The 10,733-nt window shown below is 68.0% G+C and carries 13 protein-coding genes; 4 read left to right on the plus strand and 9 right to left on the minus strand.

The window, feature by feature from the left end; translation table 11 throughout:
• A partial coding sequence (locus ACTWQJ_RS36620; protein ID WP_443310770.1) for a SpoIIE family protein phosphatase occupies positions 1–224 on the plus strand: 224 nt, incomplete at its 5' end.
• 10 nt (positions 225–234) lie between these two features.
• Here the strand turns inward: ACTWQJ_RS36620 and ACTWQJ_RS36625 are convergent.
• On the minus strand, positions 235–654 hold the full coding sequence (locus tag ACTWQJ_RS36625; protein WP_443310771.1) for a YybH family protein: 420 nt from the start codon (positions 652–654) through the stop codon (positions 235–237).
• Between the two features lie 146 nt (positions 655–800).
• On the opposite strand from ACTWQJ_RS36625, the gene ACTWQJ_RS36630 reads away from it, so the two are divergent.
• On the plus strand, positions 801–1,085 hold the full coding sequence (locus ACTWQJ_RS36630; protein WP_443310772.1) for a winged helix-turn-helix transcriptional regulator: 285 nt from the start codon (positions 801–803) through the stop codon (positions 1,083–1,085).
• A 485-nt stretch (positions 1,086–1,570) separates the two neighbouring features.
• Here ACTWQJ_RS36630 and ACTWQJ_RS36635 read toward each other — a convergent pair whose 3' ends face one another.
• The 4 genes from ACTWQJ_RS36635 to ACTWQJ_RS36650 all read right to left on the minus strand — a co-directional run bounded on the left by ACTWQJ_RS36635 (position 1,571) and on the right by ACTWQJ_RS36650 (position 4,721).
• Positions 1,571–1,873, minus strand: a complete 303-nt coding sequence (locus ACTWQJ_RS36635) for a hypothetical protein (RefSeq protein ID WP_443310773.1) — start codon at positions 1,871–1,873, stop codon at positions 1,571–1,573.
• 434 nt (positions 1,874–2,307) lie between these two features.
• Positions 2,308–2,964: an IS630 family transposase gene (locus ACTWQJ_RS36640; protein ID WP_443310781.1), complete on the minus strand. Its 657-nt coding sequence runs from the start codon at positions 2,962–2,964 to the stop codon at positions 2,308–2,310.
• A 23-nt stretch (positions 2,965–2,987) separates the two neighbouring features.
• The gene (locus tag ACTWQJ_RS36645) at positions 2,988–3,356 is read right to left on the minus strand and encodes a helix-turn-helix domain-containing protein (protein WP_443310774.1); all 369 of its coding nucleotides are present in this window, start codon (positions 3,354–3,356) and stop codon (positions 2,988–2,990) included.
• 504 nt (positions 3,357–3,860) lie between these two features.
• Positions 3,861–4,721, minus strand: coding sequence for an NmrA family NAD(P)-binding protein (locus tag ACTWQJ_RS36650; RefSeq protein WP_443310775.1), 861 nt, complete (start codon positions 4,719–4,721; stop codon positions 3,861–3,863).
• A gap of 517 nt (positions 4,722–5,238) precedes the next feature.
• Between ACTWQJ_RS36650 and ACTWQJ_RS36655 the strand changes: the two genes are divergently transcribed.
• Positions 5,239–5,823 (plus strand): hypothetical protein, encoded by a 585-nt coding sequence (locus ACTWQJ_RS36655; RefSeq protein WP_443310776.1) that lies wholly within the window; start codon positions 5,239–5,241, stop codon positions 5,821–5,823.
• A 375-nt stretch (positions 5,824–6,198) separates the two neighbouring features.
• Here the strand turns inward: ACTWQJ_RS36655 and ACTWQJ_RS36660 are convergent, their stop codons facing one another.
• Positions 6,199–6,963, minus strand: a complete 765-nt coding sequence (locus ACTWQJ_RS36660; RefSeq protein WP_443310777.1) for a pirin family protein — start codon at positions 6,961–6,963, stop codon at positions 6,199–6,201.
• Between the two features lie 43 nt (positions 6,964–7,006).
• Positions 7,007–7,195 (minus strand): hypothetical protein, encoded by a 189-nt coding sequence (locus ACTWQJ_RS36665; RefSeq protein WP_399664072.1) that lies wholly within the window; start codon positions 7,193–7,195, stop codon positions 7,007–7,009.
• 678 nt (positions 7,196–7,873) lie between these two features.
• On the opposite strand from ACTWQJ_RS36665, the gene ACTWQJ_RS36670 reads away from it, so the two are divergent.
• Positions 7,874–8,554: a replication-relaxation family protein gene (locus ACTWQJ_RS36670; RefSeq protein WP_443310778.1), complete on the plus strand. Its 681-nt coding sequence runs from the start codon at positions 7,874–7,876 to the stop codon at positions 8,552–8,554.
• A gap of 2 nt (positions 8,555–8,556) precedes the next feature.
• On the opposite strand, the gene ACTWQJ_RS36675 is transcribed toward ACTWQJ_RS36670, so the two are convergent.
• The gene (locus tag ACTWQJ_RS36675) at positions 8,557–8,685 is read right to left on the minus strand and encodes a hypothetical protein (RefSeq protein ID WP_443310779.1); all 129 of its coding nucleotides are present in this window, start codon (positions 8,683–8,685) and stop codon (positions 8,557–8,559) included.
• 1,467 nt (positions 8,686–10,152) lie between these two features.
• Positions 10,153–10,733: DUF402 domain-containing protein (locus ACTWQJ_RS36680; RefSeq protein ID WP_443310780.1), on the minus strand; the 581-nt coding region annotated here is incomplete at its 5' end.

Genomic DNA, 10,733 nt, shown 5'->3' on the forward strand with positions numbered 1-10,733 from the left:
ACCAACTGGTCCTCTATACCGACGGACTCGTCGAAACCCGCCACCACCCCATCGACGAACGCCTCGACACCCTCCTCCACCTCCTCGACGCACCCGACTCCCCGTTGGAAGAAACCTGCGACCGGCTCCTTCACGATCTCCGGCACCCCGACAACCACGACGACGTCGCCCTGCTGATCGCCCGCGCACGGCACCGCACGCCGACTACACACCGCCGCCGCTAGTTGTGCTCTTTCAGGACGTTGGTTCCACGGCGTCCTCGGCGGCGAGCTGCTGTGAACGGGGACCGAAGGGGTTGTCGATGACGTACCGCCAGCGGCCGTCCGAGCCCCGCCGGGCGACGTCGGTAGCGGTGCCCTCGACGTGCACCGCCCGGCCGTCACGGCCGGTCCCGTCGATGGCCCAGTCCACTATCAGCAGCGCCAGGTCTCCGTTGCGGTAGACGTGCCGCGGACGGACCGAGATGGGGACTCCGAGCTTCTGCAGGCGGCCGTTGGCGGCGTGCAGGTCCGGGCCGGTCACCGGCGTTCCTGGCTGCGGGACCAGCACCGCCCCGTCCTCGTAGACCTGCGCCAACGCGGTGGCGTCGCCGCTGTTGAACCGCTCGGCGAACACTGCGGGCACCTCTTCGGGCCGATCGGCCAGTTCTCGCATGATCGACAGACGTCCTTCCGTGCCGGGAGAATCGAGTGCTCTACACGTTAGGAGGCGATCTCGTGGCTCACCGAACGGTTGGTCACCCGGCAGGGCTGCCCAATGACCCACACGCGAACGTTGCGGCGCCTACTCTCGCCTGCCCAGTGGAGATCACGCTGGCGGCCCTGCACGGCCGCTGGACGACGCTGGTGGTTCGCGAGCTGCTGCGCGGCGACCGCTCCTACAGCGAGCTGCGCGTGGCCCTGCCCACGTTGTCGGACAAGGTGCTGTCCGACCGGCTGGCACAGCTCGGCGAGGCCGGAGTCGTCGAGCGCGACCGTCGCCCGGGCTGGCCGCCGCGAGTGCGCTACGCGCTCACCCCGCGTGGACACCGTCTCGGCCCGGTCCTCCAAGCCCTGTGGGACTGGGGAGCAGAGGCCCCAACTTGAGACGGCGGGCTGAGATCAGCTGTGGGACAAGCCCTCTTCGATGACCGGCCCGGGAAGCCAGCCGTGACACCAGGGTGTGCGGTGTTGCCGCAGGCTTTCTCGGCGACACCGAGCAACACTCCTGTCACGCCCTGCCGGGAGCGATCACATCGTGATCACGCGTGCGGCACCAATCATGAGATGGCACATCTAGTTGATGCCGGCCACCGTGCAGAAGCCGCCGAGCCGCGATCGCAACCGCCTGCTCGCAACCGCAGCCGACTACTCAACGCACACAAGCCCGTGGTCGGCATTCGCCCGCATTGAACGTGGACTATGTGTCCGCGCCGGTTCCGGCGCGCAGCCGCCGCACACGGCGGGCGAGGACGAAGGAAAACGCGACCGGACGAGACAGCCGCATTTGTGCATTCTCGTCCGGCCGCCCGGAAAGGGCATCCCCAGTCGATGCCCCTGATGCTGACCGCTTTGCCAGGGTGCAGCCACCCTTACTCGCCCTCGGACGACTCCTCACCCTCGGCCGTCGGCGCCTCCTCCGCACTCGCTTCGGCTGCGGGTTGCTCGCCCTCGGTTGAGGGCGCCTCAGACTCCGCGGTCTCGCCAGCCGCAGGGGCTTCCGCCTCCGCAGCTGCCTCCGCCGTCGGTTCCTCACCCTCAGTCGGCGTCGCCTCAGACTCCGCGGTCTCGCCAGCCGCAGGGGCTTCCGCCTCTGCAGCTGCCTCCGCCGTCGGCTGCTCACCTTCGGTCGGCGTCGCCTCAGGCTCCTGAGGTACCTGCTCGGTGTCGCCCATGTGCTCACCTCCTTCCTACGGCGCGCAGTCAAGGAGTCCAGGCGCCGGTCGCCTGGGCAGGCACCCAGACCCTCCTTCAGTAGCTCACCTTTCACCCTTTATCTAACTTTTGTCCTATTCCTCGAGGGTGAGGATGTCAACGGGCCCCAGGCGAGAGGTTGGCAACGCGAGCACGAGGCGACCGGAACTCGCCATAGGAGTGCGCCACAGGTCCACAGGGGTACTCACAAAGGGTCCCGCGCGACACCCTCAGCCCCCAGGCCCTCCCGGCCCTTGAAACAGTCGATGCAGCCGACCCTCTCATCGGCCGCGCCGCCGTTGAGCCTCGCACCTGCCATGCCTACGGACGAAGACACGGCAACGACGCAGATTGGGGTCGCTCAGTTACGGGAGAATGGAATAGAAAGAATTATTGATCCGAAACTCAAAGGGTTCTATTCGAGGATGTAGCGGACGTGTGGGCCGCCGAAGTAGCCGCGGACGATGTGTGGCTGACGTTGACGCCGGTGGAAGAACCGGCGGGTCTCGGCGGCGAGTTGGGCCTGGTCGCGGGCCCGGCTGTGCATCGGAAGGCTCCGTTTGAGGTCGGCGTTGACCAGCTCGTCGGGGTTCAGCTCCGGCGAGTACGACGGCAGGAAGTGCAGCTCGATGCAGTCCGGGTGATCAGCGAGCCAGGCGCAGACCTTGCGGGAGCGGTGGGCGGAGTGGCCGTCCACGACGAGGTGCACCTTCCGGTCGAAGTGGCCCGCGAGCCGGTCGAGGAAGCGGCACATGACGTCGGCGTCGAAGGTCTCGGTGAAGACCATGAAGTGCATGCGGCCCTTGGTACTGATCGCGGACAACGCGTTGACCGAGAACCGGTTGCCCGTGCGGCGCACGACGGGGGTGCATCCCCTGGCGCCCCAGGTACGGCCGGTGACCTGGTCGGAACGGATACCGACCTGGTCGGCGAAGAGCACCTCGCCGCCCTCGGCCCTCGCCCTGGCCCGGATCGCCGGCCACGTCTCCTGCTGCCAGACGCGGACCGCTTCCGCGCCCTGCTCGACGGCCCGCTTGTCCGGGCGCTGAAAGGACAGGCCCCAGCGGCGCAGCTACTTGCCCACCCCCTGCTCGGTCAACCGCACCGCACCCGGTACAGCTTGGCGATCAGGTCCCCCACTGCGGCGCGCGTCCACAGCTGCCCAGCCAGCCTCAGGTCACAGGGGCGGTGATCGAGTACGGCCTGCCGGATCGCCTGCTGCTCGACCGCATCGAGAACCTGATGTTCGCCGACCCGGCGTCCGCGTGGCTGGGCCACGAGTGCCTCGCGCCCGCCGGCCAGCCACTTCGCCCACCAGTTGTCCACCGCCTTGAGCGAGACCTGGAACACCGCCGCGACATCCTCGCGAGTCCGGCCCGCCACCAACGCGGCCACCGCCCGCAGCCGAAGGGCCTCCTGCGCCAACGGCGACAACTGCCGTGCGTCCCCCACCAGTTCACTCACGCAGGGATCAACGACCCAGAACACCTACCGTTTCAGATCAATAGCCCCGAACTACCGCAGGGATCACGCAATGTCACCCCCGACAACCCAACGGAAAGGTCAGTAACGCAGCATGAGGCGGTTTAGAGCCTCCCCCCACAGGGCGGCTCTGAAGGGCCACAAAACCTTCATCTCCCACACAGCATCACTTCCAGAAGTTTCCTACGATCAACTCCCTTTCATGTTCAGGACACAAGACCAGGAAAAATGGAGAAACGCTGCTGGAGTAGAAGCGTGCCTTGAAGGGACGATCACGCGGGATCCATGCTGACGAGGTGCACCGGTGACGCGGAAGCGGAGCTTCACGGCGTGACGCTCCGCCGCAGGGCTGTGCGGCGTCAGGCGTGGTCGTTCGGCGGGGCGTACCCGTTGCGCTGATCACGGCGCCGACGTGGACCGGGTCATCGACAGTGCCGTACGGGGACGGCATGTCCGGGCAGTACATGATCAAGCTCGAAGCAGCCGTCACTCTGGCGACAGTTCCTTGGCCACGGTGCTGGCCCAATCGGCGAACGTGGTCCATGGAATATCCGGGTAGGAACGGTGCAGCGCCGGGATGTCGACTCGGTAGCCGGGCCCTTGAAGGTAGCTCCACATCGCGCCCATGTCCGCATTGCTTTCCCGGACGAGAGACAAGGGGACCTCCACGGCCTGGACGGGGCGGCCGAACAGCTGCTCCAAGGTCGTAGCCATCTGAAGAGGCGTGGGATCGTCGGACGCTACTTCGATCCTCCTGCCCAGGTGTCCGGGGCGGTCCGCGATCACTGCGGCAACCAGTGCGCCCAGATCGTCGCGGGCGAGCTGCTGCAGCGGTCGCTCTGGCGGGAGCGGCAGCTCCAGCAATCCCGATGCCACCGTCTGCAGGTCTCCCAGGAGATTGTCGAAGAAGTAGGTCGGCGCGACCACCGTCGCCGGCGGCCCTTCGCGCACAAGCAGCTCTTCGATCTGATGCTTGCTTTCAAAGTGCGGAATACCAGTGGACTGGTCAGCCGAGGCAACCGAAGCCAGCACCAGATGCGGCAGTTGAGACTCCACTGCGGCCTGCACGATGGCTCGTCCCTGCTGGACCTCAGCCTGCGGCCCCTCCTCGAACGGCGTCGTCACCGCGAAAGCAGCGTCCATACCAGCAAAGGCAGCCGCGAGCGACGACGCGTCTGCCAGATTCCCGGCTGTGACATCCACCCTCCCGGCCGCCAGAGCCCGGGCCCGGGGGCTGTGGGGATCGCGGACCACTGCCCGGACGCGGTAGCCGGCCCTGCGCAGCGCACGAACGACCGCCGAGCCCTGGCCGCCCGTCGCGCCCAGCACGGCCACCTGCAACGTCATGTGTCTGCTCCTTTGCAGCGGTCGCTTGCTTCCTCCGAGCGTCACCCCTGAACGTGCCCCTCACCACCGCAGGGCGTTGTTTCGGCACTCAATGCGGGTACTGCAGTCTGCGCGCCGGCGCAGCTCCCGGCTTCCTGACGGGCTGTGGGAGCCAGCTTCTGTTCCAGGCGGGCGGACAATGTCTCACACCGGCCTGGTTGACGCCCTGCGCCAACGTTCCGCGGTGTGCCCGCCGGGAGCGGCGCCGAATCCATCTCGCGCAAGAGATGCCGGCCCTCGTCCCCCGTTGGGTGGAAGGAGCATGCCGCGATCCGTGCCTCACGCAGTCATCGTATGCTTCAAGGCACGATTCGATGACACATCCAAACCGGGTAGTTGAGCGTATCTACGTGCAGCGATGTTAGGTTGCTAACCTATGGCTGAATCCAATCCCACGCCGCCATGCGCGCAGCCCCCCAACGGGGATTCTTTGCGGCTCCCCGCCGCCGGCGGGGCGGCGTCAGCTTGGATCACTCTATTGACCACCGAGCACTACAATCTCCAGAGTGCGCGTGCTGGCACAATTGGTGAGGCCAACGGCCGCGCCAGCATCTTCCTGGGGGCGGTGTCGGCCGCCCTTATCGCCCTCGGTTTCTACGGCCATGAAGGGCGCGACGCCGGTACCACCATCTTTCAAATGGTGGTGCTTTCATCTTTGGCCTTTCTGGGCCTGGTGACCTTCGTCCGATGCCTGGAAATCTCGATTGACGATTGGCATTTCTGCTTCCGGATCACGCGACTGCGCGCGATCTATACCGAGCTGGTTCCGGAGCTGGCGGAGGCTCTCCGCGCGGTCGCGGGATCAGAACAGGCCGTGGTCATGTTGACACCGCGCCTGCGGCCGTTTCAGCGGATGCTCAGCGTTGCTGGCAGCATCGGCGTCATCACCAGTGTCATCATCGGCGCGGACGCAGGCGTCTTGGTCTACGGCGTCGGCGCTCCCCTCGCTGCCGCTCTTCCGTCCGGAGCTGCGATCGGATTGATCATGGTTTGGGCCAGCGTACGTTTCCAGAGTGCTCGCTGGAAGGGTGCCACTGCCACAGGAGCCGCTCCGCCCGAATAACAAGGGGGAAGGCGTTGGCCGGTGCGGGCGAAGACCCTACCTGGGATACGGCTCCGTGGTGTTTCACCGCGCTGCTGTAAAAGGGCGCGAGAGCCGCTCGACCGGCACCGGTCCGCCTCGGCGCCGGCGTCGACACCTGGCGGGAGCGCTGCAGGACACGTGCCCACCTGGCGGTCGATCCCCGGCAGTCAGCTCTCGCCGGCCGGGGAGTGGCCACCTGGCCGATGGGGCTGCCACCTGGCGATCCTGCCCTTACGACGCTGCCCGTTCCGGCGGTGCGCCGCGCGCACCTGGCAGGGCTCCCGACCTGTCACCGTCGCTGCCGCTACGCAGTAGCGCCACCCTCTGGCCGCCTGTTGAGTGGCCTGTGCGCCGCTACCAGCCTCGGACGGTGGCGTGCATCTCCCACACGAGGATCTCCGCGCCCGCAGGCTGTTCGGCCGTGATGCGCTGGCCGCCGGTCGCAGTGAAGCGCACCGCGTCACCCTCCTGGAGTTCTCCTGTGCCCTCCAGGACGACATTGCCTCTTGGCACGTACAGATGGAGGAACGGGGCCTCGGGCAGCGCGACCGAGCCGCCCGCCGAGAGCCGGGCGGCATGCAGTGCGGCGTACTTGTTCCGGATGCGGATGGCGGTGGTGCCGGAGTGCTTGTCCATGCCGGAGGCGACTGTGGTCAGACCGCCGCGCAGGAGCTCGTCGTCGATCTCCAACTGCTCGTATCCCGGGGGGATCCCGGCCTCGTCCGGTACGATCCACATCTGCACGAAGTGCACCGGGTCGCTATGAGTGCTCCCGCCCTCCAGACGCCACGAGTCGTTCTTCTCCGAGTGCAGGATTCCCGTTCCCGCACTCATCCTCTGAGCCAGACCCGGGTAAATCAATCCGGAATGTCCGGTGGAGTCCTGGTGCACCAAAGACCCCTGCAACACCCATGTGACGATTTCCATGTCCTGATGGGGATGAGTCTCGAAACCGGTCCCTGCTGTGACGATGTCGTCGTTGCTCACCAGCAGAAGACCGTGATGGGTATTTTGCGGGTCGACGTGATGGGAAAAGGAGAAGGAATGTTTGGAATCGAGCCAGGACAGGTTCGTTTTGAAACGTTCCCGACCGCGCCGCACATCGACGGTCGGCTGCATGGCTGAAGTCAACGTCGGCCCCCGTCAGCAGGAATGTGAGTGGTCACAGCTTGGCCCTCGAAAGGCTCGGAACGGGGATCTCGGGAACGTGGTCGACGGAGGACCGGACATGGAGCTGAATGCAGTGCTGGTCGGCAATCTCGGCGCAGATCCCGGCCACTTGCTCACAGAGAGGACCCCCGAGGTCCGCTGCGGCCAAGGCCATGATCATCTTGTACTTGAGATCCTCCACTTTTCCTCCCATGCTGCCAGCTCATCAGATTCACGCTAAGTGAGCCCTCTGCGCCTCGCCAGCCGAACCGTGGCGGCATGCGGACGAGTCGGCCGGAAGGGTGCCCGGGGGGAGGGGTGTCAGCGGTTGCTATGGACGCCGGGGGCATGCCGAGGGCGGTCAGGGCGCCGATGACGCCATGGCGATGATGGCCAAGCGGGCATGGACGAGACATTCCGACAGCATGGGCGGTCAGTGCGGCTGGGCTTCCTGGCGCCCCGGCCGGGCGGGCTTGTCTGCCCGGCCGGGGCGCGCGGCCCCGCCCGTCGCGCGCGAGGAGCACCAGCGGCGCCCGATCCCCTCGCCCGCCGCCCGGTACCTGTCCCACCCACCCACTTCTCTGTTCTTCCTGCTGTGGGGCGTGGTCCGGGGGTGTAGAGGGGATGTCGGGCTCCCGGCCACGGCTGGACCAGCGTGGTGACCTGCGGGTTCGCGGGCAGGCGCGGCAGGGGGTGCGGTCGGTTGTCGGCCGGGTTATCGGAGGGGATTTGGGCCTGGTCGACGGAGGTGTTGTCGCTTCGTGACCGTGGTTGGGCCTTTGTGGTCGGTGGTCTGGTCGGGGCCGGCTGCTGCTGTGTCCGGTACGCGCGGCGCCTGGCAGGACGGCGCCGCACCGGACGGGAAGCGAGCAGATCCGTGATGATCAGCGTGGACGCGGGCAGCGGAGACCGGCTGGCGCTGGGCGTGCTGACGCAGTACCGGATGGCAACCACCGAGCAGATGCACCGGGTGATCGCCCCTGAAGTGCGCATCGAGCAGACGAGGTGCAGGCTGGCCAGACTGCGCGCCGAAGGGCTGGTCGACCGCATCACCCTGCCCCAGGCCGGACGAACCCGGGTGTGGTTCCCCACCCCGTACGGCGTGCAACTCGCCTCCGAATGGCCCGAGATGCACGGGCACCGGCCCTCCAGGACCGTCGCCGATCCGACCGCCGTCCGGCTGAAGGCCGGCCACACGCTGACCGTCACCGAGACCGCGCTCGCCTTCCTCGAGGACGCCCGCCGCCGCGGCGAGCTGTGCCAGCCGCTGGACTGGATCCCCGAGGTCCACCACCCGATCGGCAGCGGCGAAGCCGTCATCCCCGACGCGCTCCTGTACTACAAGCGCGGCCCCGCCGACGGCGACAACGGTCGATGCTGCGGGCGTTCGTGGAAGTCGACCGGGCCACCATGGGCCCCGAACGCCTCGCCGCCAAGCTGCCCGTGTACGAGCGCCTCTACCGCTACGTGCCCGTGGTCCCGGGGCGCCGGCCGACCCTCCAGGAACCGGCACTGGAGGAGTGGCGGCGGCGCTACCCGCTCTTCCCCCGCATCCTGTTAGTCCTAGACGGCACCGGACCCGCCGGTGTCGACAACCGGATCAGCGCCCTGCGCGCGGGGGCCGGGCTGCCGGGCCGCTTTCCGTACGACGTCCCCGTCCTCGCGGCGCCACTGGCCGACCTGCTCCACCACGGCCCCTCCGCACCCGTGTGGCGCCCCGTCCACGACCCCGACCAGCGAGTCCGCTGGACCGAATCCGGGCACCGGCAGACATGACACGCGGCCGCCCGCAGACGACGGCACGGGTCTGTACCCCGCTTCGCCCGCAGACCCTCCGTAGCGAAGTAGTCGGCCACCAGACCAGCACGTATCCGCCCCTTGTCGACCTGGTCAGCCGCGCGTCCGAACGCCAACGGCCAGCCGGTCGAAGCAACACGAGGAGCACTACGAGAGGCACCACGAGAGGCCCCACGAAGGACACCAAGAGGGGCAGCACGAGAAGCAACCAGCCGGGGCCAGCCTCTGCGGGCGTCGGCCGTGCGCTGACCAGCCGTGGTCGGGGCTGGACGCGGCACGGCCGGAGGCGTGGTCGGCCTCATGGTCGGCCAACCATGACGGCACGAGCGGTGCTTCGCGGGGCGTCCGGGCGGGTGATTTTCCCTCGCGTACGCGGGCGCAGTCCAAGCTGCATGAGTCCAACTTGCCTATTTCGAAGAGGTATTGACAGCTTTTCTGATGTTCTGTCATGTTCTGTTCGCCGCTTCGAGGCGAACAAGCGAGAGGTGATCTCATGGCACGAGTACGACTGACCGAGTACGACGCGACCCAGGCCACCAAGCGCCTGCGGGTGTCCGCGGCTGCCTTCCGGTGGGCGCGGTACATCGGGCTCATCCCTGACCCGGACGCGTCTTCCTGGCAGTGGTCGCGGGCCGCTGTGGAGGCGCTGGACGCCGACGCGATCCGGGCCGCGCTGCCCTCCCCGCCGATCTCCGGGGGCGCGGCGGCGGACCGGATCGCCGAAGCCCTGGGCACCCCGAACGTGATCGGCGAGAAGGCGAACGTGACGGCCTTCATGGTCCGGCGGTTCGTCGGTCGGGGGCTGCTCATCGACCTGAGTGCGAACCCCGACGGGACGCTGCACCACCCCGGCCAGGTCGCGGAGGTCTGTCAGCGTGATGACCTGGCGGAGCTGGTCGCCGCCGACACCCCGCTCGGACCGGAGCAGGCCGCCGCCCGGCTTCGGGTGCGCCGAGCCGACTTCGACCACATGGTGCGGCTCGGATGGGTCCGCTCGCCGCAGTCGATCGAGGTCCGCTTCGGCACGAGTCGGGCCGGGGCCGTTGATGTCGCGCTCTACACCACGGCGTCCGTCGACGCGGTGGTCGCCGCGCACCCCGAGGTCGACTGGGAGCAGCTGCGCGCGGTGGAGAAAGGCCGGCGGTCCCGCTCGCCGCTCTGCAGCCCGCCCCAGCCTGACGTTCCGCCCCGACCGATGACACCTCTTCCCTTCGGCTGCCGCGTGGGGAAGAGGTGTCATCGTCTCCGGACGGCTTGCCCACTGGGGCTGACCTGCCGGAATGGACGGTGTCCGGTTGGGGGGGCTCCCACCTCCGGTCCCACCTTCGGTCCCCCGCTGGAGGCAACCGTCCAGCCAACGGTTCAGCCGCCTGTCGGTGCAACCCTCTGTCCGGCCGCCGCGGAGCGCGGAAGGCTCGGGATGGGCCAGGCCGGGTTCCACCGCCAGGCCGACCACGAGGCGGCGTCGGCGAACGGGCCAGAGCGTTCCTCGAGCATCGCGAGGGCCTGGTCGCAGGCAGCGTCCACGGCCTGGTGCTCGGTGTCGGTGACGATGCCGAGCCGCCGCACGTGCGCGTACTCGTCTTCGTCCTTCCACTGCCAGCTTGTCAGGTCGGGGTCGACGACCAAGTCCACGGTGAGGTCGAAGGTGTCGAACCCATCGCCGGTCCGAGCGGTGGGGCGCTCGAAGTTCACGTACCAGTTCCGCAGCCCGCCGACGGTGTAGAAGGCATTGACGCTGAACCACGCCGCCGGCGGCTTCCACAGCAGCAGTTCGGTCTCCTGCCACACCGCGGCCGTCAGCTCCCACACGCCACTCGCCATCGCGTCGAACGCCTTGGTGCGCACCGCACGGTCGCCGTCCACACGGGCCTTGACGTACAGGGCGGGCCAGCGGATCTCGGCTCCCGGCGGACAGGCCGCCAACAGGGCCTCGCTCGTGT

Source organism: Streptomyces sp. KR55, assembly GCF_052245645.1.
Lineage (GTDB): Bacteria > Actinomycetota > Actinomycetes > Streptomycetales > Streptomycetaceae > Streptomyces > Streptomyces flavusporus.

Excerpts from the sequence above, each read along its gene's own strand:
- ACTWQJ_RS36625 (WP_443310771.1), bottom strand. The coding sequence starts at position 654 with ATGCGAGAACTGGCCGATCGGCCCGAAGAGGTGCCCGCAGTGTTCGCC.
- ACTWQJ_RS36635 (WP_443310773.1), bottom strand. The coding sequence starts at position 1,873 with ATGGGCGACACCGAGCAGGTACCTCAGGAGCCTGAGGCGACGCCGACC.
- ACTWQJ_RS36670 (WP_443310778.1), top strand. The coding sequence starts at position 7,874 with ATGATCAGCGTGGACGCGGGCAGCGGAGACCGGCTGGCGCTGGGCGTG.
- ACTWQJ_RS36660 (WP_443310777.1), bottom strand. The coding sequence starts at position 6,963 with ATGCAGCCGACCGTCGATGTGCGGCGCGGTCGGGAACGTTTCAAAACG.
- ACTWQJ_RS36650 (WP_443310775.1), bottom strand. The coding sequence starts at position 4,721 with ATGACGTTGCAGGTGGCCGTGCTGGGCGCGACGGGCGGCCAGGGCTCG.